This is a genomic window from Spiroplasma endosymbiont of Tricholauxania praeusta (assembly GCF_964019535.1).
Lineage (GTDB): Bacteria > Bacillota_I > Bacilli_A > Mycoplasmatales > VBWQ01 > Spiroplasma_E > Spiroplasma_E ixodetis_A.
Genome location: NZ_OZ026450.1, coordinates 431,871 through 458,616 on the forward strand (window position 1 = coordinate 431,871; position 26,746 = coordinate 458,616).

Consider the following 26,746-nt stretch of genomic DNA (forward strand, 5'->3'; position numbering starts at 1 on the left):
TTAAATATTAAATTTATAAGGAAATATTATGAAACAATTTAAACAAAAATTAATTTTATTACTTAGTGCTAGCAGTTTATTAGTAACCTCAGTATTAAGTATTAGTTTTAATAATAAAAATCATCAAACTAGTAATAGTAAAGTTAGCGGCTTTCATATTACTGTTAAGTCATCAAATCGTAACTTAGTTAATAGTATTAAACATTGAAATAATGATTCACAATATTTATATAATAATGTTAAAAATACACCATTAAATGTTAATTTTGATAGTTATGATCAAATTATTAATAATGATTGAACACATAGTAATATTGAAACCAATGATATTATTAATGATCAAGGTTATAGTCAATTAAAAAATATTATTAATGATAATAGTAGTTATTTTAAAAATGCACTAGGTTTTCTTACTGCAGGTGTTTTTGGTCATACTTTTAATGAAAAAAGTAATAATTTAATTTTACAATATCATCAAACAATTAAAGAAAGTATTGATGCAGGACTTTTTGCAACAATATATGAAGCAAGTGACATTAATACTTTAATGGAAGTTCCATATAATTTACAACCAACTACTAATTTTCAAAAATCTAATTTTGAAACGCGTGCTAAAATATTTCCAATTGGACCATTTGCAAATACTAAGGATAGTTTTAGTAATGAAATGTTTGTTTTTTATGTGCATCCTCCTTTTAAAAAATCAGGATTAGAAATTTCTATTAATAATGAAAACAGAGAAATAAAAAAAATTGTTAAAACTAATAGTAATAAAACTTTTGACTATGCTATTTTAAACCAAGATTATAGTAAAAATAAGCCCACTATATATAATGTTAAATGAAATGATAGTGATGGTAGTACTGTTTTAAGACAAGAAACACTTACTATTAATAGTTCTATGCCAGACATTCAAGTTATTAATGAAAAAGAAGATAAATCTTCATTAATTCATCAATATTTTATTAATGATGAAAAAAATAGTAATTTACAAATGATTGCTTTTAGTCAAATTAAATCAGAAGCTGTTATTACTGCTAATGTTAGTGAAGATAAATGAACATATCAGCGTGTTGATGATAATCTTGTTCCCCAAGAAGAAAAGGTAACACCTATTTCAAATCAACCATTAAAAACATATCAATCTGAAGATCATACTATTTATTTATTACAAAGAATAGTAAATGATAAAGTTGATAATTCTTCAAGACAATATTTAAATATTTATAATATTAATCCTTTATCAACTAAGTTTTCTGGTTTTACTAATTTTGCTAATAGTCAATCTGGTATTGAATTTAATCAGTATTTACAAGAAGCTACTAATATAGATTGTGCAATTGATGTACTAAATCCAGGTCAATTACATTACTGATTATTATTTTATGAGCACGATTTAATTACTCATTTATATGCTAATGTTAAACATGATGAAAAAAATAAAAATAACCCTTTTGCTTTAGCAGAAATAAAACCAAAGACAACAACTTTAATTAATAATTGAAATATTATAATTATTGGTAGTACTTTTTTATTAGTTATTATTGCTATTCCAGTAGTTATAGCAATATTAAGAAGAATAAAAATTAAAAAGTAAGTGGTTAATTGAAGTAAGCCTAGTCATTATAGATATAGTTTATTAAATTTTAATCATATAGATAGTATAAAAATTTATGTAATATTGATAAAAATAATTAAATTTTCGATACTAAATATAGAAAATATGATATTATTTTTTTAAAACTTAATATAAGTTTTAAATTCATTACTTATTCAAAAGTAAATGAGTTTTTTTATTTTTTTAAAAAAGGAGAAGTTAATAATGACTTGATTAGAAGTAGAAAAGGCAATTGCAGATTTAGATGAAAGACAAAAAGATGAAACTAATTTTATATTAGTTAATAGTAATTATCATCCAGAAATGACTAAGAAAAAATACAAATACTGAAAAAAATTTAAAACAAAACATTCAACAGCAGCAAAAACATTAAAAATTATTTCTGCATCTACTAAAGGACTTGTTAGGGGGGGTTATGAAGGTATTCCTGAAGGTGCTGTTAGAGGTACTATTATTGGTGCTGGTGCTGTTTTGGTTACATCTTTTTTTGTATCTCCACCTGCTGGCATTATTGTTGCAGGAACTGCTGTTGCTGGTGGTGTTACTTATGCAGTTGTTAAAGGTAGTCATGTAGCTATTATAAAAGGAAAAGCAGCAGCAAAAAAATTTGATGAAAAGAAAAAAGTACAAAAACAAGATTTAGAAGAAGCACAAAAACACGCAATAAATTCTAATACGATTTACAAAATAAAACAAAAATTAAATCAAAAAAATCAATTAATTTATAGGATAGGTAATTTTTAATTTCATTAAATTGTGGAAAACTATTTTTATTTTTATTTTAAATTTTTGTATTAAAATAAGTGTTATTTAATAAATATAAATCTTATTTAATTATTGATAAAAGCATGTTAAAATTGTAAAGAATTATATTATAGAAGAGGATAAGTATGGAAAATAAAAACCAAGAAGTTAATTTTGAAAATAATAGTGAAAATACATTTCCAAGAACTAAGTTTTTTCTAAGTGTTGGTTATTTAATAATACAAGTATTAATTCCAGGAATTATTCTTTTTTTTACTACTAGTACTGATTTTACTTTTACTTTTAAATTGCCTTTTTGAATAATGGTACTTTCTAGTTTAAGTTTAATTATATTTACTTTTATTATAACCTTTATTACATATAAGTTAAAATTACATCAATTAGATCAATTTACATATAGTATTCCATTTGCTTTTGTTTTATCATTATTTTATTTGTCAGGATACTTTTTAACTCCTCAACAAATTTTAATACGTTTTATTATTTCAATCGCTGGTGCTGTTATTGGTATTTTTTTAACGAGTATTATTTTATTATTAGTATTAAGAAAAAAACAAAAAAAATCATATATTAAGTTATAATAAGTGATATAAATCTAAAAAAATAAAACGAAAAGAAGGTGCGTAATATATGTTACGCACCTTCTTAAGTATGTGTTTTTTATTTACTATATAAAAATTATTCAATATCTAATTCTCATACATTTGTAATCGTTCCAGCAAATAGTTTTTTGTCAACTATTAATGATGAATATACTGAAGCATTTAATTCATATTTGTTTTTTACTTGACTAAAACTTGAATCAAGTTCATAAACATTATTATTATCGGTTGTAGCATATATTTTGTTATTTAAATCTTCTATTGATAAAGAAAAAATTTGACCATCTTTCAAATTAATTTTTTCTGTTATTTCATTTTTGATTAAATCATACTGATAAATTTTGTCTTCTGTTGCTAATATTAATTCAGTATCAGATAGTGCTTTAATATCAAAAATAATATTACTTTTATTTTTAAAATCATATTTTAATTTATGGGTTTTAGTTTCTAAATCAATTTCTCATAATTTCCCTTCACTAGTGCCAGCGTATATTTTATTTTCTGCAATTTTAACTAGGGCATTTACATCACCTCAATCGTCAAAACGATATTTTTTAGTATTACCAGTATTAATATCTAATTCATAAACATTACCAATACCAGTACCAACATATAACTTATCTTTTGAACCTTCAATTAAAGTTTTAGAATCATACTTATCACCAAATCCAATGAATTTCTTTTCTGCAGTTTCAGTTTCTAAATCAATTTCTCAAATTGTATTTGTTATTGTACCAACATATACTTTACCATTTGATGCTTTAATTAAACTATTTATACGTTCTTCATTTAATTGATATTTATTGATTTTTGTATTATTAGTAAAATCAATCTCTCAAATATTTCCGTTCTCTGTTGCAGCAAATATTATACTATCTGAGATTTGAAGAAATTTATTTATTTTTCCATCATTTAATTCATATTTATTAGAAATTTGACCTTCACCTATGATAATTGTTAGATTAGTAGTTAAATTTTTAAATGAATCATAATTATAATTAATTTTTGCATCAATAGAACCACTAACTGTGAAGTCTTCATCTTTTAAATCAATTTCTTTATTATTAGTAATTTTGTTTAATGAAAATAAATTATTTTTAAAAGAATTTTTAATTTCAGAAATTAATGAATTTTTAATAAATTCAGCATTAATTGAATCATTTAATTCCATTACTGAACTTTGAAAATTAACTTTTTTTGTATATTTTGTTTCATTAATAGCATCAACAATTTTTTCAGAAGAAGCATTAATATTAATTATTAATAAAGTTTCTTTATTTTTAATTTCTCCATAATTAAAAATGATTTTAGCATTAATTGTACCTCATTTATCTAAATCTTCTTGTTTTAAATCTTCTCCATTATTAATAATTTTATTAAATTTAAAATCTTCGAATTTAAAAGCATTTTTAATATCATTATTTTTTATTTCATTTTTAATAAATTCAGATTTATTAATTTTTTTATTGATAGATTCTAAGCTATCTTTCATTGTTATATTAACTGTATATGTAGTTTCACTAATAGCATCAACAATTTGTTTATCTGAATATTTTACACTGATTTTTAAATCAACAAATTGATTTTTAATTTTTCCATAATTATAATTAATTTTTGCATTAATAAGTCCTATTTTTTTAAAATCATTATTATTAATTTCTTCATTTTTTTCATTTATAATTTTATTTAATGAAAATAAATCATTATTAAAATTTTTTTGATTAATTTCATCTAATGAATTTTTAATAAATTCTGAACTAATGTTTGTTTTTAATTCATCTATAGTACTATTAATTATAATATTATCAAGTGAATAATTAGTTTGATTAATTGCATTTACTATTTTTTGATCATTATTTTTTTGTTTTTCTTTTATTGCACATGATGCAATACTTAAAGACATTGGTAATACAACAGTTAATACACCAACTGTTGCTAGCATTTTTTTGTAACTTAATTTTCTTTTCATCTTTCATCACTCCAAAGTGTTATTATATTTCTTTTATATTTGAATTTCAACACTTAAAAAGGAATGAGTTAAATTGAATATCAATTATATTTTCATTCCTAAATAATGTTTTAATGTTTTAATTTACTATTGATCAGTTTACATTAGTTTTAATTTATATTGATTTGTTGAAGATTTTTTTTGTGAATTTAGTGAATTTGCTTCATTTTTTATTGAAGAAAAATCTTGAATTTTATTTACTTTTTTCTTGATTTTATATCCTTGTTTCAATATTTGATATTCTGGTCTAGATTTTACATAACTACTGCCTTTATCAACAATATATTTACCACCTTTAGCAATTACAATACCACCAGCAGTTGCTTCTAATGTATTCATTAATGATGCTTCTGGATTTAATACTGCATTTAATACACCAGCACCAGCACCACAAATTAATGATGTTCCAACTTTAGTTTTATTTTTATCTTTATTTTTTACAGCTTTTTTAATTTGATAACCTGCTATTCCTCCGGCTGCAGCACCAATCGCAATGTTGGTAACAGGCACTGGATTTGTTCATGAAAGACCGTCAATTGCTCCTAATCCAGCTCCTAATCCAGCACCAAACAACGGTAAATAATCAATTGTTTCATTAATGATATTTTTATCTTTAGCCATCTCTTTTAATCTTCCTTTCTAAAAATAAAAAAACTCATTTACTTTTGAATAAGTAATGAGTTAAAAACTTATATTAAGTTTAGAAAAATAATATCATAATTTCAATAATAATTATAAAAAGAATATTAATTACATAATCTAGTGTAGATATAATTATAGTTACATTAATTATTTAAATATTAAAGATATAATTTTTTTCTTTTTTAGTAATTTTTATATTTATTAAATTATGTGTATAATTACTAATTTTATATTGCTTTTAATAAAAAATACTTTATAATATTTAAGACTGTTTATGCAGTTTCAACCGCTCTACTTTAGGTTAACAAGTGATTTATTCCACCTATAAGGCGAGTCTAAACTGGAGGTAATAAGAAAAATGTTTGTAGTTATTCAAACAGGAGGAAAACAAATTAACGTTTCCTATGGTCAAGAGATTTTTGTTGAAAAACTTGTTGGCAAAGCTAAAGATAAGATTATTTTTGACAAAATATTGATGATTGATCAACAATTCGGTAAACCTTTCCTAAAAGGTGCTGAAGTTCATGGTGAGATTATTAAACAAGATAAATCAAAAAAGATTCGAGTGTTTAAATATAAACCTAAGAAAAATTCAAAAACAATGTATGGACACCGTCAGCCATATACAAAGGTATTAATTACTGATATCTTACTTGGTGGTAAAAGTCTTGTTGATAAGAAGACTGAACAATCAAAACCAGTAATTAAAGATGAAGTAAAAAAAGAAGTAATTTCTGAAGTAGTAACTCCTATTATTAAAGAGCCAAAATCAGTAGTTAGTAAAGTAAAAAAAGAACTTACAAAAGAAAAAGTTGTTAAAACTAAATCAGTTGTTAAGGATAATATTACAGAACCAGATAACACTAAAACTGTTGTTAGTGAAGGTAATTTAAAAACTATTTTTGATCATAAAAATATGACTGTTAAAGTTGTTAAAGAAGATGATGAAAATAATAAAAAATAATTTAAGGTAATATTAAATTATGGTTAAAGTTACTTATAATTACCAAAATAGTAACATTGTAGAAGTTATAATTACTGGTCATGCTAATTTTTCAAAAATTGGAAATGATATTGTTTGTGCAGGGATTTCAGCCATTGTTATTGGTACATTAAATGCACTTCATGAACTTGATAATAATCAAGTTCAAGTAATTAATAATACTGCTGGATTAGTTAAACTTAAAGTTGCTAGTTTCACTAATAATAGTCAAATCATTTTAAAAACAATGCTTTGACAATTAAAAACTATTAAAGAACAATATCCAAAATATATTAACATAAAGGAGGTGTAATTATGTTTTATAAATTAAATTTACAATTATTTGCTTCAAAAAAAGGAGTGGGTTCAACTCGTAATGGTCGTGATTCACATTCTAAACGTTTAGGTGCTAAAATTGGTGATGGACAAAGTTTAAAAGAGGGAACAATTATTTATCGTCAACGTGGAACTAAAATTCACCCTGGTGAAAATGTAGGACGTGGTGGTGATGATACCTTATTTGCTTTAAAATCAGGAATTGTTAAGTATACTATTTTTAAAAAAAATAAAACACGAGTTTCAGTTATACTTGATAAAAAGTAAAAATAAATTTTTAATAATAAAAACCTATTTTCAATGCTATCATATTTTGAAGATAGGTTTTGTTTGTTTATTTTATGTTTAATGATATGATAGGAGAAAATAATGAAACATATTACTTTAATAATTACTGGTAGTATTGCAGCAAACAAAGCCTTAATTTTATTAAAACAATTAAAAAAAGAATTTTTAGTTGATATTATTTGTACTAAAAGTTCTTTACATTTTCTAGAAGATAAAACATTTTCTTATTATTCTGAAATGTTTGAACAAGAATCATATGTTAAAGGAGATTTAATTACTCATACTAATTTAGCAATTAAAGCAAATTTAATTATTGTTTATCCTGCTACTATGAGTTTTATTAGTAAAGCAAATTTAGCAATTGCTGATAGTTTAGCATTATCAGTATTTTTAGCTTCCAAAGCAGAAAAGATATTATTTCCAGCAATGAATCATAATATGTATCACAATCAAAGTTTTCAAAAAAATTTATTAGAATTATCTAATTTTGAAAATATTACTATTATTCCTCCAGATTCAGGAATGTTAGCCTGTAAGATGATTGGTGATGGACGGGTTAAAAGTCCAGATAATGCATTAACAATAATTAAAGATTTTTTTAAAAAAAGTATTGATTTATCTGATAAAAAAATTTTAATTAATATTGGTCGTACTAAAACTTATATTGATCCAATTCGTTATATTACTAATAATTCTTCAGGAAAAATGGGTAAAGCATTAGTAGATTCTTTTCTTAAAACTAATGCTAAAGTAGTGTTAGTTGCAGGTGATTGTGATTTTGAAATTAAATCGCAAAAAAACCTAACTATTATTAAAGCGAATACTAATGAAAAAATGTTCTTAGCAATGAAAGAAAACTTTGATAATGCTGATATTGTAATATGCGCTGCTGCTTTAAATGATTATAAAGTAAGTAAATATATTCCTAATAAAATAATTAAAAATAAAAATGAAAATTTATCTTTATCACTGATTGCTAATATTGATGTATTGCCATTTTTAGGTAAGCAGAAAGCACAACAAGTTTTAATTGGTTTTGCTGCTCAAGAAGTTAATGATAAAAATCTTGGTATAGAAAAAATGAAAATTAAAAATTGCGATGGTATTTGTATTAATAATATTAGTGTTATGGGTAAAAATGAAACAGAAATTAATTTTTATTTTAAAAATAATAATTATAATTTGATTGGTTCAAAAGTGGAAGTTGCTAAACAGATAGTTGATATTATAAGTAAGAATATTTTAAATTATTAATATAATAAAAATAGAATTTGAATATGTAATTAATTTGTATCAATAAATATATAAGAAAATGTTATATATTTAAGTATATTTTTAATTTAAAGGTACACATTCAAGTACAAAGTCTCTAATTTTTTTATTAATATCCTTAGTATTTTTTTATTTTTTTCTAGATTTTCTAAACTGTTTTTACAGTCTTGTATTATTTTTTTAGTTCTTCAATATTTTCTTTTAATTGTTTTTTTCCAATTCTTCTCTTTTTACTTTACATTCTTTTAAATCTTCTTCTAATTTTTTATTTTTTTCTATACATGCTTTTAATTGTTCTTCCAATTCATCAATTTTATCTTCTAGTTCTTTAATTTTTTTTTGATTTATCTAATGATTCTTTTACTGATTTTGCATAAAGACTACTTATTTCTTCTAATTCATTAACTGTTTCTTGTTGTTTTTTATTTAATTTTTCAATTTTTTTATCACATTTATTACTAGTGGTAATACTTCATCAACTATCAACATCAGATTTTTTTACTATATTTTTATCTTTATCATTTATCATTTTTAAAGTACCCCTTTTTTTAAATATAAATATTTATTTTTAATAATTGAGTTTTATTAAAATATTTTTAATTAAATTTTCATTTATTTTTTCCTATAAATTAAAAAAATAATGAATATATTTAAACTAATATTATTAATGTTTTAATTTAAATAAAAATAGTTTACTAATAAGTCAGTAATAAATTTTATTTTTTTAAATTACTTTAAATAAATCTCAAATAAAGTTTATATGTGAAAAAATCAATATACAATATATTTTTTCAAAGATAAAACTAAATAAAAAAAACTATTTATTTGATTTTAAGCAAATTAATAAAAACACCTATAAGTTTTATTTTAATATATAATTTTTCATATATGAAAATAACTTAAATGATATTTAATATTAAAAAAACATTTTTTTAATTTTCATAAAGCAAAAATGGTTTACAAAAAATATTAACTAGATATAGTAAAATATTATTTTTTTAACAATAATATCTGTATACTAAAATTATATGAAAAATAAAATAGTATTTTACACAAAAATGTTAACACTATATAATAAGAGTTTTTATTAATATAAAAAAGGAGTAAGAAATGCGTTTTATAGATGTAACAAAATTAAAAGTTACTGCTGGCAAAGGTGGTGATGGTGTTGTTGCTTTTCGTCGTGAACTTTATGTAGCCAAAGGTGGTCCATCTGGTGGAGATGGAGGAAGAGGCGGTAATATTATCTTTATTGGTGATTTGGGTATGAATACTCTATTAGACTTACGTAAAAATAAAGAAATAACTGCTGAAGATGGTAAAAATGGTGCACCCAAAAATATGCATGGACGTAAAGGAACCAATACTTATGTAAAAGTTCCATTGGGTACTATTATTAGAGATAACAAAACTCAAAATATTCTTGGTGATATTATTAAAGATAAACAAGAAATAATAATTGCTGCCGGTGGTCTTGGTGGACGAGGAAATGCTCGTTTTGCTTCGGCAATAAATCGAGTACCTAAAATATGTGAAAAAGGAATGCCTGGACAACATTTTGAAATAATTTGTGAGTTGAAATTATTGGCTAATGCCGGATTAGTTGGGTTGCCTAACGCCGGTAAATCAACATTATTAGGAGCTATTTCTGCTTCAACTCCAACAGTTGCTGATTATCCTTTTACTACTCTTAATCCGCATTTAGGTGTTGTTAGAGTTGATAAAAATAATAATTTTGTTATGGCGGATTTGCCTGGATTAATAGCGGGAGCTAGTTTAGGAAAAGGACTAGGTTTACAATTTTTGCGTCATATTGAACGTTGTCAAGTTTTAGTACATATGATTGATATTAGTGATAAGACTCAAGATCATTTTTTAAATTATCAATTAATTATGAGTGAATTAGAAAATTATAATAAAGATTTGACAAAAAAACCGCATTTAATTGTTGCAAATAAAATTGATTTACCAGATGCAGAAACTAATTTAGAGAAATTAAAAGAACAAATTAAATTACCAATAATTGCAATTTCTGCTATGAAACATATTAGTTTGGATATATTAATTAAAGATATTGCTAAAGCTGTTGAAAAAGAACAACTGCATCAAGTTAATAATGATGAAAATAATGAAGAACATATTCTTTATGAATATATTAATAAAGAATATGTTCCACAAGTTTTTATTACTAAAATTGCAAGTAATCAATGAACTATTTCTGGTAAAACTGTTGAAGTAATATATCAAAAAAATCCTTTAAATAATTATCATAATATTTTATTATTTAAAATTAAATTACAAGATTTAGGAATTTATGATGAATTAAGAAAGCAAGGAATAAAAAAAGGTGATCATGTTAAGATTTTTAATTATGATATGATTTGAGAAGAAGAATAAAAAAGGGCAAAGGAAAATAGAAAATGGAAATAGTAATTAGTTTATTGGTAGTTATTTTAATTATTAGTAGTATTGGTGGCTTAATAATTTATATGCAAATTAAAAAAAGTCAGAATGTTACTAGTGACCCAATTGCACAAGACTTTTTAAAAATGCAAGTAGAAACTTTAAAAGAACAATTAAATGATTTTAAAATATCATGAAATGGTTCGGATCGTGATAAAACCGAAAAATTAATTAATTTAATGAGTAATATTGATAATTTTCAAAAAAATTTAGATAAAAAAGAAGATGATTATAAACGCAATGCTGATGTCATTCAAAGACAAGTAGTAGATGTTATTAAAGATTTAGCAAAGTTACAAGAATCATCAACTGTTTTAGGAAAAATTAATGATAATATTCAAAGTTTACAAGAAGTTTTTATTAATACTAAAAAACGTGGTAATGTTGGTGAATTTGTTTTAGAAAAAATTTTGACTAATATGTTGGGTTCAAATCAAAAATTATGAGAACGACAATATAAAACAATTGATGGCAAAGTTGTTGATGCCTATGTAAAAACAGATTCTGAAAAAGAAGGAATTGCTATTGATTCAAAGTTTTCAATTGATAACTATCAAAGGTATTTAGTAAGTGAAGATATTAAAGTTAAAGAAAATTATTTAAAAGATTTTCGTAATGATATTCGTAAACGAATTGATGAAGTTGGAAAATATATTAATATTAAAAATAAGATTTCTAGCGCAGTAATGTTTATTCCTTCTGAAGAAATATTTGCTTTTATTTACGCACAATTTGCTGATGATATTGTTGAATATGCTTTTAAGAAACGTGTTTGAATTACCTCTCCTACTACTTTATCTGCTGTTTTATTTACAGTTGATAAAAATCGTAAAGACATTGATTTCAATAAAAATTTAGAAAAAATGGCAAAAAAATTACGTTTATTCAAAGATGATTTTGATCGTTGGGTTGATAGATGAGAAAAAGTTAAGTCTGGTTTTGATACAACTAATAAAGCCATTGAAACTTTAGATAAAACCCATAATAAAATTGCTGGACATTATAACAATATTTTTGAAATGTCTGAAGAAATAAAAGAGAGTGAATAATTATGAATTTAGAACAATATTTAGATGAAATTATTAAATTTTTACAAAGTGAAGTAAAAAAAGCAAATGCCAAAGGTTTAATTGTTGGTTTAAGTGGTGGTGTTGACTCGGCAGTAGTAGCATTATTGATTAAAAAAGCTTTTCCTAATGATCATTTAGCATTAATTATGCCTTGTTTTTCACCAGATATTGATTTAGAATATGCAAATAATTTAGTTAATATTCATAAATTAAATGTCAAAGTAGTTAATTTAAATAATGTTTTTTTAAGTTTTAAAAAAACATTAGAAACTGAAATTAATATAGAAAAATCAAAATTAATTTTAGGAAATTTAAAAGCTAGATTAAGAATGAATACTCTTTATGCATATGCACAAAATCATAATTATTTAGTTGTAGGAACAGATAATAGTGACGAATGACACATTGGTTATTTTACTAAATATGGTGATGGTGGTGTTGATTTATTACCAATTATTCATTTGTTAAAAAAAGATGTTTTTGCTGCAGCAAAGATATTAAAAGTTAATGAAGAGATCATTATTCGTAAGCCAACTGCTGGTTTATGAGATGGACAAACCGATGAAATGGAAATGCAATTTAAGTATGAACAATTAGATCAATATTTACTAGGAAATAAATCATTAATACCATCATCAGTAATTAATAAAATTGAATTTATGCATCAGAATAGTGCACACAAAAGAATACCTGTACCGCAAGCTCCAAAATGAACAAGAAAAAAATAAAGGAATGAGAATATGGCTGGACATTCACAATATGCAAATATTAAACATCGTAAAGATGCCCAAGATAACAAACGTGGTAAAATTTTTCAAAAATTATCAAGAGAAATTTATGTTGCTGTTAAATTAGGTGGTGCAAATGTTGAAAATAATCCACGATTAAAATTAATGTTAGAAAAAGCACGACGTATAAATATGCCAAAGGATAATATTAATCGTGCTATTAATAAAGCTAGTAATAAAAATGAAACAACTAATTATGAAGCAGTCACTTATGAAGGATATGGACCAAGTAATATTGCCATAATTATTAATTGTTTAACTGATAATAAAAATCGAACTGCAAGTAATATTCGAAGTTATTTTAATAAATTGGGTGGTCATTTAGCTGCTACTAATTCTGTTCAATATTTATTTCAAACAACGGGGGTAATTCAATTTTCAAGTTTATTATCAGTTGAAGAAATATTGGAGTTAATAATTGATTTTGAAATTTTTAATATTGAAAAAAATGAAGATATTATTGATATTGAAGTTAATCCTAAACAGTTAAATGCTGTAACTAATTTATTAGAAAAAAATAATATTAATGATTTTATTAGTAATGAAATTGTTAATATTCCCCATGAATTGATTACCATTACTGATCAACAACAAATTAAATTAATTGATATATTGTTAGAAACAATTGAAAATGATGATGATGTGCTTTCAATTGAACATAATTTTAAAAAATAAAAAGGTTTATTTTTCTTTTTCATCTAATTAATAGTAAGAATAGAAAAGGAGGAATAAGTTATGGATGAATATTTTTAGGTATTATTAAAGAATGTTATGAAAATAAAATTATTTTTGAATGTAATGATCATGGATATATTATTGAAGGTGTTAATTTACAAACATTACCATTAAATATTAAAGTGAAAATTTATGTTTATTTTCATCAAAAACCAACTTATGAACAATTTTTTGGGTTTGTATCAAAACCAATAAAAACCTTTTTTATTCACTTACTTAATATTAGTAATATTGGACCAAAAACTGCTTTAAGATTATTAAATCAACTATCACTTGATAGTATTAAGTTGGCTATAAGCAAACAAGATTATAAGATATTGCAACAGTGTAAAGGTATAACTCATAAAATTGCTAATAATATTATTAATTATTTTAGTAATCATATTAAAGTAGTAAGTAATTTAACAACTAGTCAAAATGAAAAATCAGATTTAGTATTTGATACATTATTAAAATTAGGTTTTAGTTCAATAGTAATTAATAATTTTTTATTAAGAAATATTAATTGAGATTTGGAAGTTGAAGAAATTATTGCATTAGCTATTAAGGAAATAAAATATGGGTATTAGTAGTTTTAATAATTTTGTTGGACAAAATAATGTTATTGAACGTATTCTAATTTTAATCAAAGGTAGTAAAATTCAAAATATTGCTTTAAGTCATATTTTATTGATTGGTCCTCCTGGTATTGGAAAAACAACTATTGCACAATTAATAGCAGAAGAATTGCAAGTAAATTTTCATAGTTTAGAAGGAACAAGCATTAATAAAACTAGTGATATTATTAGTATTTTAGCAAATATCAAACAATCTGATATAGTTTTTATTGATGAAATTCATGTTGTTAACTATGAAATATTAGAAGTATTATATTCTGCATTAGAAGGTAATTTTATTAATATTATGATTGGTAAAGATTATAATAATAAAATTGTTAAAATTAATTTACCCTCTTTTACATTTATTGGTGCTACTAATAAAGTAGGAATCTTAACTAAAGCGTTGATAAGTCGTATTCCTAATATTTTACAATTATCTGATTATAATTATCAGGATATTAAAAGTATTATTTCACAAGTTTCTTTAAGTTTAAATTGAAAATTAGAAAATAATATAATAAATATTATTGCTAATCATTGTCGTAATATTCCGCGACTCATTATTAACATCATTAAACAATTGTATAATTATTGTGTTGTTATGAATGTAGATTTAAATGAAACTAATATTTTGCAAATTTTATTTTTTTTGCAAATTTATCCTTTAGGTTTAAATAGTTTACAATTGGCATATTTAGCATTGTTTAATAATGTAAATTTAGATAAAAGTTTGAGTATTGAAACTATTTGTCAACTTTTGAATGAAGAAAGAAAAAATCTTGAAATTCATTATGAACCTTGACTTATTCATTGTGGTTTAATTACTAAGACAACTAAGGGTCGTAAAATAACAATTATTGGTAAAGAGTATATTAATAATAATATAATTTTATTTAGAAAATAATTATTTTTGATATTACTGTAAAACAATTGTTATTTATAACGAATGTTGGTATTCTTATATAGTGCTTAAATAATATACAATCTATGTTTATACAAATAAATTGATTTAGGAGTGAAGAAATATGAACACTTCTTCTAAGACAAGAAAAACTAAAAATCTTGGATTTTTTTTAAGAATTTTTAGTTTAATAATTATTGTTTCTACAATAATAATTTCAGTAGTGTTTAGTGCTAAATATGTTGAAAATAATAGTAAATTAAGTATTGAGTTTGCTGGTGGTTATCAAACACAAGTTCAATATGATGGTAAAGGTAAACAAAAAGATGTTATTAATTTATTAAAAGACAGAGTTGACCCTTTAGGTACTAGTAACGTTGACATTGAAAGCATTACTAGCAGTAATAATAATAAGTATAATTTAGCGTTGAGTAAAGATGCGGGAGTTGATATTTCTACTTTTGTTCATAGTGTATCACGACGTGGTTATTCTTATATTGTTGATAAAGATGGTAATGACTTATTAGCAACCGAAAAGAAAGATGACAAAGATACTACTTGAACAAAAAGAGATAAAAGATTATTAACTAGTGATGTGTTTTCTGCTATTAAAGCTGTTAATAATTCTGTTACTCATCGCCCAGAACTTGTTTTTGATGTTAAAAATGATTCAGTTTTAAAAGAACTTACTTCTGCCAAAGAAAATACATTTTACATTTATTCAGATATTGGTCAGTTATTAGATTATATTCGAAGTAGTATGGAGGGTATTGGCTCCCTTGCTTTTATAATTGATAATCTTAAAAATGATCCTGATGGTAAGATTAAAGCATCATTAACATCATTATTAGATAATAATACACCAGGTCTTGGTAAAGGTACTGATATTTTAGCTCTAGCTAAAATACAAGACCCTATTTTAGCACGACTATTAAATCCTAATCAAAATGGTCAATTTGGTATTAATTGAATTTATTCTGATAATTTAGGTTCAGTTCATAGTCTTTCTGTTGATACTAATGATGAAAAAAATACATATGATCCTGCTAATCGTTTTGATCCTTCTGCTTCTCCTATTGTTGGTTCACCTATCAATGCATGATTACCTTATATTAAAGATTTACTACGTTTACCAGATGTTTCAGATATTTTACATGAAGATGTTATTGATTATCGTTATATTCCATATTGAGTTGGTGAAGTTAAAGTAACTAACAATAGTATTTCAATTAATTCAGATACTTTTAATCTTGAAACAGTTGAACAAATGAAAAGTGTTTTAACATCAGGATTGTCAAAAAATAATTTTACTATGTTATCTTATGCTAATGTTAGTCCAACGCTAGGTGCAACATCTTTAAAAATTGCAGTTGTTATTATTATATTAGTTACCTTTGTTCTTATGACTATTGTTCTGTTTTATTATCGTATGTTAGGAGTTATTGTTCTAATTATAATATCATTATTTTTATTATTTACTATTGTTAGTTTTGTTTTCATTAATGGCATAATTGCTCCTGAAAGCGTAATTGCTTTAATTATTAGTTTTGCACTATTATTAGATACGATTATTAATTTGTTGGAACGTTTTAAAAATGAATATATGCAAGGTAAAACTTTGATTAGTGCTTTTAAATCAGCAAATAAGAAAACATTATCTTCTTCATTAGATTGTAGCGCTATTATTTTAATTGTTAATTTAACTATTTTCTGATTTGGAACTCGTGCTATCAAAGGTTTTATTATTATGACTTCTATTGCTACTTTTGGTGTAATTATTTTTGGAATTATCTTATTAAGATTAATGTTATGAACATTATTACGAAATAACTGGTTAGAAAATAAACCTCAACTTTTAGGAACTAATAATATTAGTAGAAAAAGCACTATAGTTTTAAATAATTCAATAGATACAAATAATATTAAAAGTAGTGATAAAAAAATAAAAAAACAATTAATTTCAGAAAAATGTCAGCTTCAAATTAATTTTAAAAATAAAGTTAAAGCATTAATTAAAAAATTTAAAGTTGATAAGCAGCAATTAAAAAAAGAACATAGTAAATCAAGATCAATTTATAAGTCAAAAGTAAAAGATTTAAAATTAAATCTTTCACAAGAAATTAATAAACTGAAACAAGAATTAATTAATGCATTAAAACCGTTAAAAATTCAAATAGTTAAAGTTAAAACTGATGATAAAAAAATAAAAAAACAATTAATTTCAGAAAAATGTCAGCTTCAAATTAATTTTAAAAATAAAGTTAAAGCATTAATTAAAAAATTTAAAGTTGATAAGCAGCAATTAAAAAAAGAACATAGTAAATCAAGATCAATTTATAAGTCAAAAGTAAAAGATTTAAAATTAAATCTTTCACAAGAAATTAATAAACTGAAACAAGAATTAATTAATGCATTAAAACCGTTAAAAATTCAAATAGTTAAAGTTAAAACTGATGATAAAAAAATAAAAAAACAATTAATTTCAAAAAAATGTCAGCTTAAAATTAGTTATAAAAATAAAGTTAAAGAATTAATTAAAAAATTTAAAGTTGATAAGCAGCAATTAAAAAAAGAACATAGTAAATCAAGATCAATTTATAAGTCAAAAGTAAAAGATTTAAAATTAAATCTTTCACAAGAAATTAATAAACTGAAACAAGAATTAATTAATGCATTAAAACCGTTAAAAATTCAAATAGTTAAAACAAAAGACAAAAAAATATTAGTTAATTTTAAAAATGTTTTTTCAAAACTTAAAATAAGTAACTGAAATTATTTTCATAAATTAACAAAATGAATTCTTTCAGGCTCTGCTGTTATTGTTCTTGCTTCAGGTATTACTTATGGTGTAATTGGTTCTAATTTTGGTTCTGGTTTTGATCAACGAACTGATTTTGTTGGAATGGGTACAATTACTCAAGATCCAAGTGATCCTAGTTACAATATTATTAAAGAAGCAGAATTAGCAAAAGATTTTATTAATAAAGAAATTCAAAATAATAGTCAATTTAGTAAATATTTTAAAAATATTAATTTTTCCTTAATTGCTGGTGGTGAAGGAAAACAATATCAGTTTAAGATTATTGTTCAAACAACAGTAAATTCTCAAAGTATGCAGCAAAGGTTTAAGAATTTTTTAGGAGAGATTACTAGAAATTGAAAACAAGAATCTATTTTACAATGAGGAGAAATTGATCTAGTTGTTGCTAAATCAGGTGTAGATTTATTAGTTAATATGATTATTTCAATTGCTTTATCTTTTATTGTTATTTTAATTTATATTATTATTAGATTTCAATTGACTTATGTTATTCCTTTAATTTTAGCTATTATTTTTAGTTTACTAATGACAATTGCTATTATTAGTATTTTCCAAATTGTAATTTCTACTTCAATTGTTGGAATATTATTGGGAGTAATGATTTTAACAATAATTAGTATTATGTCAATTTTCGATAATATTCGTGAAATTAAGATTAATAATAATCAAACACAAGTTATTACCACAGAAGAAATAATTCAAATTTCAAATAAAAGTGTTCAAAAGGCTTTACCAAGAACATTAGTTATTAATGGTGTAGTATTAATAACATCAGTAATTGTTATGTTTATTATTCCTAGTTTCTGAATAGTTAGTTTATTATTATTAATAGGTTGTATAGTAAGTTTAGTATCATCTTACTTTATTGCTCCTTTTATTTGAACTTATTTTGAGAAATGAAGAGTTTATAGATATAAAAAACGTATTAATAAAATTAAAAAACATTTCATTGGTGCAGATGAATATGTTATTAAAGGTATTAATGAATAGGTGGTTGCAATGACAAAAGAATCATTAAAAAAAATTATTATTAATATTCCTGATTTTCCAATTAAAGGTATCCAATTTAAAGATATTAACCCAATATTAAGTAATCCAGAAGCATTTCAAAGTGTTGTTAATATTTTTGTAGATTTTATTAAAAAATGTGGAGCAACAGCAATTTTAGCACCTGAAGCAAGAGGATTTATTTTTGGTGCTGCTATAGCATATAAGTTGGGTATTAAATTAGTTCTTGCACGTAAAAAAGGTAAATTACCAGGTAAAACCTATAAAGTAACTTATGATTTAGAGTACGGTACTGCTATATTAGAAATGCAGCAAAATGTACTTTCAACAAAAGATAAAGTAGTAATAATTGATGATTTGATTGCAACTTTAGGGACAATTAATGCTTGTCTTAATTTAATAAAGCAAAGTAACGCTCAATCAGTTGGTATTGCTACTTTAATTTCGCTTTCTGAATTTGCTAATAAACATCATTTTGATAATATTCCGCTGTTAGAAATAATTAAGTTTTAATAAGTAGTAAATAATGAATAATTTAACTTGTAAAGATTTTAATCAATTATTAGCGGAAGCAAAAACATTTATCAAAGATCCTAAGCAAATTACAAAAATTAAACTAGCTTATGAATATGCATTATTAAAACATAAAGATCAATATCGAAAGAATGGTGATCCTTATGTTTATCATGTTTTATCAACAGCATACAATTTAGTATTATGGCATTTAGATGTCTCTTCAATACAAGCAGGATTTTTACATGATATTTTAGAAGATACACCAACAACTTTTGATGAGTTAGTAGCAGAATTTGGTTTGGAAGTTGCTAATTTAGTTTTAGCTGTAACTAAAGTTAGCCATTTTGCAAAAGAAAAAAGAAATGAAATTAAAGCTAATTATTTACGTAAATTATATTTAAGTTTAGCTCATGATATTCGTGTCATTATTATTAAAATGGCAGATCGTTTACATAATATTAGAACTATTAATTTTTTAAATCCTGAAAAACAAATAATTATTGCTAAAGAAACTTTAGAAGTTTATGCTTCTATTGCTCATCGTCTAGGTATGCGTAAATTACAATCAGAACTAGAAGATCGTTCTTTTGCAGTATTACATCCTAAAGAGTATAAAAAAATTGATAACCTTATTAATTTAGATCGTGAAAAACGTGAAAAATTAGTTAATGAAATTATTAAAGAATTAAGTAAAACATTATCACAACATAAAAATTTAATTTTTAAAATTTATGGTCGTAGTAAACACTTATATTCTATTTATCGTAAAATGTATTATTTTGGAAAAGATTTTGATGATATACATGATATTTTAGCAATTAGAGTTGTTACTAATTCTATTGATAGTTGTTATGCCATTTTGGGTTATATTCATCAAAGTTTTACTCCTGTTCCGGGTAGATTTAAAGATTATATTGCAACACCAAAAAATAATATGTATCAATCATTACATACATCTGTTGTTTTTGATAATGAAATTTATGAATTACAAATTAGAACTGAAGAAATGGAAGATTTTGCTGAAGCAGGTGCAGCTTCGCATTGAAGATATAAAGAAGGGGAAAATAAAAATCCTAAGAAACGTCAAGCAGAAATTGATGAAAAATTAAATATTTTTCAAGAAATATTAAATTTAAATGACTTAAATCCAAATGTTGATGAAAACATATTAGCAGATAATATTGCCAAAGATAATAATTTAGAAAAAGAAATTCGACAAGATATTTTTAGTGATTTAATTTATGTATTAACTCCAAATGGTAATGTTATAACATTACCATTTGGTTCAACTGTTTTAGATTTTGCTTTTAAAGTTCATACTGAAATTGGTGAAACAACAGTGGGTGCAAGAATAAATGGTATTTATTCTCCTATTAATACTGTTTTAAAATCAGGGGATATTGTTGAAATTAAAACCGCAAAAACCGCACGTCCTTCTCGTGATTGATTAAATATTGTTAAGACCAATTTTGCTCAACATAAAATAAAAAAATATTTAAATAATCAGCAAGAAAAATTTAATCAAGAAAATAAAATTAAAGATACAGAAAACAAAGAGAAAATAAAAAAAACAAAGGAAAAAATAGAAGAATATATTATTGAAAATCACATTCGTTGAAAAATTGCAAAACGTAATGTTATTATGTCAAGAATTAGATCATTAAAATATAAAACGTATGAAGATTTTTGCTTAGATGTTGCTAATGGAACTTATACAATTGAACAGGCGGTTACTACTATTTTATATAGTGATTCAGCAACATTTCAAGAATTAAAAACTAAACAACAAACAACAATGAATTTAAGTAGTAATAATGAAATTATTATTGAAAATGCCCCCAATACTAAAACATCATTGGCTCATTGTTGCTTACCTATTCCTGATGAACCAATTGCGGGTTATATTACTAAAGGGCAAGGTATTAAAGTTCATCGTTTAATTTGTCCTAATGTTAGTTTGCCAGAGCGGAAAGAACGTATTATTGATACTAAGTGAAATTTATTAGCAACCAGTCATCATCTTTATAATTCAAAAATTCAAATTCAATATTTAGATCGACCAGCATTGATGACTGATGTTTTAAATATTTTGGGCTATTTAAAGGCACAAATTCAAAGTATTGATGCTAATAATAAACTTAAGGAAAATCATGGAAGTTTAAAAATTTTAATTAAAGTTTCTAATATTGAACGTTTACATCAAATTATTTCATCAATTAAAAAAATTCCTGATATTATTGCAATAAACAGAATAATTATGTAATATTTTAGTATAATATTTTCAGCATTTAAAAGTAAATTTAGAGTAAACATTAAGAGACGGTGTGGTTGGTGCAAACACTGGTTAACTAATTTTATGACATTAAATAGCTTGTATTATTAATTAATTAAATATGATAAATTATAATTAAGTGCATTTATTTTGTAAATGAATTAGGATGGTACCGCGTTAAGAAACGTTCCTAAAATAAAGGAACGTTTTTTTAGAAGATTTATTTTTTATTAAAAGGAGTAAAAAAAAGTATGCAATTTCAAAAGCCAAGAGGAACACGTGATATGTATAATGAAGAGGTTATTATATATCGTAATATTATTAAATCTTTAACACAGTGTGCAATTAAATATAATTATCAAGAATTTATTACTCCTATTTTTGAAAATGCTCAACTATTTTTACGAGCTGTGGGAGATACAACTGATATTATTCAGAAAGAAATTTATCAATTTAATGATAAAAATGATAGATTATTAGCTCTTCGTCCTGAAGGAACAGCAGGTATTGTTCGTGCTATAATTGAAAATAAATTATATAAATCTAAGCAAACGTTAAAGTATTTTTATTATGGTTCGATGTTTCGATATGAAAGACCTCAAAAAGGGCGTCAACGTCAATTTAATCAATTTGGTATCGAAACTGTTGGTGTTAAACATCCTTTAGTTGATGTTGAAGTAATGATGATGGCCTTAGAAATGATAAAAAGTTTTTCAATACCAAATTTAACTTTAAATATTAATTATTTTGGATCTAATGAAACAAAAAATAAATATCAAATAGCACTTAAAGAACAATTATTAAATCAAAGTAAGCAATTGTGTGAAAATTGTCAAATTAGAGTTAATGTATCACCACTAAGAGTTCTTGATTGTAAAATTTGTACTAAATTAAATTTAGAAATACCATATTTAAATGATTTTTTAACTAATGAAGAAAAAACATATTTTACAACTATTATTAATATTTTAAAAAATAATAAAGTTAATTTTATTATTGATGAGCATTTAGTTCGTGGTTTAGATTATTATAATGGTATTATTTTTGAAATAACTACTATTGATTCACGAATTGGTGAAAGTCAAAATACTTTACTTGGTGGTGGTAGATATGATAATTTATTTAATGAATTGGGCTCACCATTAAAAATTCCTGCTATTGGTTTTGCAATTGGTATTGAAAGATTAATGTTATTATTGGTAGAAAATAAAAATATTAATAAACCACCAATTATTGATTTACAAATTATTGCTTTAAGCGAATTAGGATTAATAATGGCTTCCGATTTATTATTACAATTACGTAAAGAAAATTATCATATTGATATGGAATATAATTTATATCAAGATAAAAATAAGTCACAGATTATTGATCGTAGTTTAGCCAAAAATATACTATTTTTAAAAGAAAAAAATCAGGTTAGTTTTTATTCTTTTGTTAAAAAAGAAATGATAAAATTAATTTTTGATACTGAACAGCAATTGCTTAGTAAGGTTAAAAATCTATTATTAGAGGAGAATGAAGAATATGGAAAAACTCTTTAGAACTCATACATGTGGTAATTTAACGCAGGGTGATATTACAAAAGAAATTATTATTAGTGGTTGAGTTAAAGATATTCGTATTAATAAATTTGGTATTTTTATTGATTTACGTGATATGTACGGAACAACACAAGTCATTGTTAAACCAGATAACTGATATTATCAAGAAATAAAAAATGTTAAAGTTGAATCTGTTTTAAAAGTAATTGGAACAGTTGTCTTACGAAAAAATAAAGATGCAAAAACTGCTAATGATATGATTGAAGTAGTAGCAAAAGATATTGAAATATTAAGCAATTCTATTAATTTACCATTTGTTATTAAAAATGATAATACGCTTGCTAGTGAAGAATTACGTTTACAATATCGCTATTTAGATTTAAGAAGACCAGCAATGAATTATAATATTAAATTTAAACACCAAGTTCTTAGTTGTTTACGAACATTTTTGAATCAAAATAATTTTTTAGAAATTGATACTCCTTGCTTAACAAAATCAACACCAGAAGGTGCTCGTGATTTTTTAGTTCCTGCTCGTATTCAAAAAAAAAATTTTTATGCTTTACCACAATCACCACAAATTTATAAGCAATTATTAATGATATCAGGTATTGACAAATATTATCAAATCGCTAAATGTTTTCGTGATGAAGATTTTCGTGCTGATAGACAACCCGAATTTCAACAATTAGACTTAGAAATGGCATTTACTACTAGTAAAGAAATTAAATTAATAGTAGAAAATATGCTAATAAGTCTTTTTAATAATTTAAAAATTGGTAATATTCCTTCAACATTTTCATCAATTACCTATGATCAAGCAATGGATTTATATGGTAGTGATAAACCCGATTTACGTTGTACATGTAAGTTAATAAATATTAATATTAACAATAATAGTGATGGATTTATTTATAAGGGTTTTATAGTTAATGATAAAATGAATGAAACAACTATAAAAAAATTAACAGAAATTAGCAATCAGCATGGAGGAAAAACATTAATAATTTATGATTTAATTAAGAAAAAAATTATTCATAATAATTCTAAAGTAAAATTTGATGATTTACTTTTATCAGAAGAAATATCAAAAATAAAATATAATAATAATTTTTTAATTTTCGTATATGAACAACAAGATATTGCTAATAAAGTTATGGGTGCTATTAGAAGTTTTTATATTAATGATTTGTCAAAACGAATTAATCATAAAGATTTTATGAATAATATTGAAAACTTTGAATTTATTTGAATTATTGATTGACCAATGTTTGAACAGGAAGAAAATAAATGACAAGCTTGTCATCATCCTTTTACAAGTCCAAAAAATCCTGAAAAATTATTAGATATAAAAAATAAAGATTTAGGAACTTTAACTGCAGATGCTTATGATTTGGTTTTAAATGGTTTTGAAATTGCTGGTGGGAGCATTAGAATTCATGATTATAAATTACAGAAAAAGATTTTTGAATTATTAGATTTAAGTAAAACAGAAATTGAAAATAAATTTGGTTTTTTCTTGTCAGCTTTTAATTACGGAGTTCCTCCACATGGTGGTATTGCTTTTGGCATTGATCGTTTATTAATGCTTTTAATTAAGAATGAATCAATTCGTGATACTATTGCTTTTCCTAAAAATAATCGTGGTATTTGTTTATTAACAAATAGTCCTAGTGAAATTTCATCTGATCAGTTATCAATATTAAATTTGGAATTTAAGAAGTAAAATTTTAATTTTAAAGTGATTAGAAGTTTAATAAAATTAGAAAATATAAATATTAAAAATCTCTAATGAAAAATAATTAAATTATTTTTCATTAGAGATTAATTATGTAATTTAATTGAAATCAATTTTTCAATAATGTTAAATTAATAATTATTAATTTCAATTATATTTTTTTGATATTTGTTAATATTCAAGTTCAATAAATGGTTCACTATCTTTGGTTTTTAGATGTCATATAGCTGGTAAATTTTGGGCGGTTGTCAAATTTACGAAATAATTAATTATCATATCAGTAACTTATTTCCAAAAATGAATTATTTGCAAAATAATGAAAATTAGACAAAATTACTCTCTTTAACCCTTAAATTTAAATTTATATTCGACGTATTTTAAAAAATATACATTTAAAAAAAATTATTCTCAAAGTTATTAAGGAAAAGACAAGAAATAATCTTGTCTTTTTTTTGTAATTGTAAAATTTTAAAATTTTTAATAACCTTCTTTAATACTATTATCAACATGTGTTAGGGAACTAAAAAAGTGAACTACAACACAGTTGTTAAAAATAGTAGCTAGCATGTGGACTTGCATGGATAAATAAAAAGTGGAGTGATACCTAATAAAATATACTAACCATTTAATGGTAATCCTTGGGGTGGGAGCGGATTGGAAACTAGTATATATAAACCCGTTAGGGGAACATACTATATTAATTCTATTCTTTATTTAACCAACCTTGCCACTCCCCAGTGAGCAAGTGTTGGTTTTATTTTTTAAAATTTAACATTTATTTTTGAGCCCAGAATTTCTGAAATTAATAAAACTAATAGTATTAATAATCTAACAATAAAATATATATCCTTTATGCTGAAAGCAACAGGATATATTATGAAAGGATTATTAAAATGCAAATAGAATTTAAACAAGAACAAATTATTAAAGATAAACCACAATCTATTATTATTGATTATGGTGAATATAAATTACAATGTCCAAAATGAATGGTTAAAAATAATAGTTTTATTGCTGATGATAAATATACATATTGAGTTTTTAATTTAGAAAATATTAAAAGAGAACTAAATGGTAATGAATTAATAAAATTATTAGAACCATACATTAAAGACCAAAAAATAACTGTTAATAAACCAACTGCTACAAAAGAATATTATCTTAATGATATAAAACTTGAACCATTAACATTTTATGAACAGCATAATAGTTGATTTATGGGTGAAATAACCGATAACAAAACTAAAATTACTAATCCTTGTTTTAAATATAACATTACGTGAGAAGAAAACAGAAAAGGCTTTAAAATAAATAATACATATAATCATAATGATTTACCAATTAATTATATAGTTACTTCTTATAAGGAAAATTCAACTCATAATGAAAAAGTATTTTTGTTGAACGTGTAAACAACATAAATTTGATTATTTATTCTTTAATACTGATGATATAAAAACAAGAAAATATTTTTTAAGAGATAAAAATAATAAAGCAATTTGTTATGACTGTATTTTAAATGTTAAGTTAAGTAGGAGGTATGAATATGAATAAAGACCAAGAAATTAATTCATTAAGGTTGGAAATAGAACTACTTAAACAAAATAATGATCGATTATATAACGGTTTATGAAAAAGATTTGAGAACTTTATTGATAAAGCAAAATTCATTACATATTTAGAAAATAAAATTGAAAATGATGGATATAGAAGTGCAAATTATGATGCTATATATTATTCATTAATTCAAAAAATCAATAATGGAGAATTTGATTAAT

The 26,746-nt window shown here is 23.3% G+C and carries 22 protein-coding genes, 1 pseudogene and 1 other annotated feature; of the genes and pseudogenes, 20 read left to right on the top strand and 3 right to left on the bottom strand.

Annotation, left to right across the window (positions count from 1 at the left end; translation table 4 throughout):
- The first annotated feature begins 28 nt into the window (after window positions 1-28).
- The 3 genes from AACK96_RS02420 to AACK96_RS02430 all read left to right on the top strand — a co-directional run bounded on the left by AACK96_RS02420 (window position 29) and on the right by AACK96_RS02430 (window position 2,964).
- Window positions 29-1,597, top strand: coding sequence for a hypothetical protein (locus AACK96_RS02420; protein WP_338974838.1), 1,569 nt, complete (start codon window positions 29-31; stop codon window positions 1,595-1,597).
- Window positions 1,598-1,822: 225 nt separating this feature from the next.
- Window positions 1,823-2,362: a hypothetical protein gene (locus tag AACK96_RS02425; RefSeq protein ID WP_338974840.1), complete on the top strand. Its 540-nt coding sequence runs from the start codon at window positions 1,823-1,825 to the stop codon at window positions 2,360-2,362.
- Between the two features lie 146 nt (window positions 2,363-2,508).
- The gene (locus tag AACK96_RS02430) at window positions 2,509-2,964 is read left to right on the top strand and encodes a DxFTY motif-containing membrane protein (RefSeq protein WP_338974842.1); all 456 of its coding nucleotides are present in this window, start codon (window positions 2,509-2,511) and stop codon (window positions 2,962-2,964) included.
- 97 nt (window positions 2,965-3,061) lie between these two features.
- On the opposite strand, the gene AACK96_RS02435 is transcribed toward AACK96_RS02430, so the two are convergent.
- Together AACK96_RS02435 and AACK96_RS02440 are read right to left on the bottom strand one after the other, a co-directional pair.
- Window positions 3,062-4,954 carry a PQQ-binding-like beta-propeller repeat protein gene (locus tag AACK96_RS02435; RefSeq protein ID WP_338974843.1) on the bottom strand — a complete coding sequence of 631 codons (1,893 nt, stop codon included), beginning with the start codon at window positions 4,952-4,954 and terminating at the stop codon, window positions 3,062-3,064.
- Between the two features lie 138 nt (window positions 4,955-5,092).
- Window positions 5,093-5,614, bottom strand: coding sequence for a hypothetical protein (locus tag AACK96_RS02440; protein ID WP_338974844.1), 522 nt, complete (start codon window positions 5,612-5,614; stop codon window positions 5,093-5,095).
- A 295-nt stretch (window positions 5,615-5,909) separates the two neighbouring features.
- Window positions 5,910-5,982: a sequence feature (ribosomal protein L21 leader region), on the top strand.
- A gap of 11 nt (window positions 5,983-5,993) precedes the next feature.
- Between AACK96_RS02440 and rplU the strand changes: the two are divergent.
- From rplU to coaBC, 4 genes and pseudogenes are all read left to right on the top strand, one after another.
- A pseudogene (gene rplU / locus AACK96_RS08415) lies at window positions 5,994-6,284 on the top strand (50S ribosomal protein L21); the annotation flags it as partial.
- Window positions 6,285-6,618: 334 nt separating this feature from the next.
- Window positions 6,619-6,930 carry a ribosomal-processing cysteine protease Prp gene (locus tag AACK96_RS02450; RefSeq protein WP_281748879.1) on the top strand — a complete coding sequence of 104 codons (312 nt, stop codon included), beginning with the start codon at window positions 6,619-6,621 and terminating at the stop codon, window positions 6,928-6,930.
- 2 nt (window positions 6,931-6,932) lie between these two features.
- Entirely contained in the window at window positions 6,933-7,220 is a 288-nt protein-coding gene (rpmA, locus tag AACK96_RS02455; RefSeq protein WP_174481212.1) for a 50S ribosomal protein L27, read from the top strand.
- A 102-nt stretch (window positions 7,221-7,322) separates the two neighbouring features.
- Window positions 7,323-8,495, top strand: coding sequence for a bifunctional phosphopantothenoylcysteine decarboxylase/phosphopantothenate--cysteine ligase CoaBC (gene coaBC / locus AACK96_RS02460; protein WP_338974847.1), 1,173 nt, complete (start codon window positions 7,323-7,325; stop codon window positions 8,493-8,495).
- Window positions 8,496-8,841: 346 nt separating this feature from the next.
- Here coaBC and AACK96_RS02465 read toward each other — a convergent pair whose 3' ends face one another.
- A complete protein-coding gene (locus AACK96_RS02465) occupies window positions 8,842-9,042 on the bottom strand; it encodes a hypothetical protein (protein WP_338974849.1) in 201 nt (66 codons plus the stop codon).
- 581 nt (window positions 9,043-9,623) lie between these two features.
- Between AACK96_RS02465 and obgE the strand changes: the two genes are divergently transcribed.
- The 13 genes from obgE (at window position 9,624) to AACK96_RS02530 (ending at window position 26,745) form a co-directional block, all read left to right on the top strand.
- Window positions 9,624-10,910, top strand: a complete 1,287-nt coding sequence (gene obgE, locus AACK96_RS02470) for a GTPase ObgE (protein WP_338974851.1) — start codon at window positions 9,624-9,626, stop codon at window positions 10,908-10,910.
- A gap of 23 nt (window positions 10,911-10,933) precedes the next feature.
- Complete coding sequence (locus AACK96_RS02475) at window positions 10,934-12,025, top strand: DNA recombination protein RmuC (protein ID WP_338974852.1); 1,092 nt, start codon at window positions 10,934-10,936, stop codon at window positions 12,023-12,025.
- Window positions 12,026-12,027: 2 nt separating this feature from the next.
- Window positions 12,028-12,774 carry an NAD(+) synthase gene (gene nadE / locus AACK96_RS02480; protein ID WP_338974853.1) on the top strand — a complete coding sequence of 249 codons (747 nt, stop codon included), beginning with the start codon at window positions 12,028-12,030 and terminating at the stop codon, window positions 12,772-12,774.
- Between the two features lie 12 nt (window positions 12,775-12,786).
- Window positions 12,787-13,509, top strand: a complete 723-nt coding sequence (locus tag AACK96_RS02485) for a YebC/PmpR family DNA-binding transcriptional regulator (RefSeq protein ID WP_338974855.1) — start codon at window positions 12,787-12,789, stop codon at window positions 13,507-13,509.
- A gap of 83 nt (window positions 13,510-13,592) precedes the next feature.
- Window positions 13,593-14,138, top strand: a complete 546-nt coding sequence (gene ruvA, locus AACK96_RS02490; RefSeq protein WP_338975138.1) for a Holliday junction branch migration protein RuvA — start codon at window positions 13,593-13,595, stop codon at window positions 14,136-14,138.
- Window positions 14,128-15,072 (top strand): Holliday junction branch migration DNA helicase RuvB, encoded by a 945-nt coding sequence (ruvB, locus tag AACK96_RS02495; RefSeq protein ID WP_338974857.1) that lies wholly within the window; start codon window positions 14,128-14,130, stop codon window positions 15,070-15,072. Before ruvA ends, ruvB begins: the two co-directional genes overlap by 11 nt.
- Before the next feature lie 121 nt (window positions 15,073-15,193).
- Window positions 15,194-18,880 (top strand): protein translocase subunit SecDF, encoded by a 3,687-nt coding sequence (gene secDF, locus AACK96_RS02500; RefSeq protein ID WP_338974858.1) that lies wholly within the window; start codon window positions 15,194-15,196, stop codon window positions 18,878-18,880.
- Between the two features lie 9 nt (window positions 18,881-18,889).
- Window positions 18,890-19,411, top strand: coding sequence for an adenine phosphoribosyltransferase (locus AACK96_RS02505; RefSeq protein ID WP_338974859.1), 522 nt, complete (start codon window positions 18,890-18,892; stop codon window positions 19,409-19,411).
- A gap of 13 nt (window positions 19,412-19,424) precedes the next feature.
- Window positions 19,425-21,677, top strand: a complete 2,253-nt coding sequence (locus AACK96_RS02510; RefSeq protein WP_338974862.1) for a RelA/SpoT family protein — start codon at window positions 19,425-19,427, stop codon at window positions 21,675-21,677.
- A gap of 260 nt (window positions 21,678-21,937) precedes the next feature.
- Window positions 21,938-23,230 carry a histidine--tRNA ligase gene (gene hisS, locus AACK96_RS02515; RefSeq protein ID WP_338974864.1) on the top strand — a complete coding sequence of 431 codons (1,293 nt, stop codon included), beginning with the start codon at window positions 21,938-21,940 and terminating at the stop codon, window positions 23,228-23,230.
- Window positions 23,214-24,956 carry an aspartate--tRNA ligase gene (gene aspS, locus AACK96_RS02520; RefSeq protein WP_338974866.1) on the top strand — a complete coding sequence of 581 codons (1,743 nt, stop codon included), beginning with the start codon at window positions 23,214-23,216 and terminating at the stop codon, window positions 24,954-24,956. Before hisS ends, aspS begins: the two co-directional genes overlap by 17 nt.
- Window positions 24,957-25,861: 905 nt before the next feature.
- Window positions 25,862-26,380: a hypothetical protein gene (locus AACK96_RS02525; protein ID WP_338974868.1), complete on the top strand. Its 519-nt coding sequence runs from the start codon at window positions 25,862-25,864 to the stop codon at window positions 26,378-26,380.
- A gap of 134 nt (window positions 26,381-26,514) precedes the next feature.
- Window positions 26,515-26,745 (top strand): hypothetical protein, encoded by a 231-nt coding sequence (locus AACK96_RS02530; RefSeq protein WP_338974870.1) that lies wholly within the window; start codon window positions 26,515-26,517, stop codon window positions 26,743-26,745.
- Window position 26,746 lies beyond the last annotated feature (1 nt).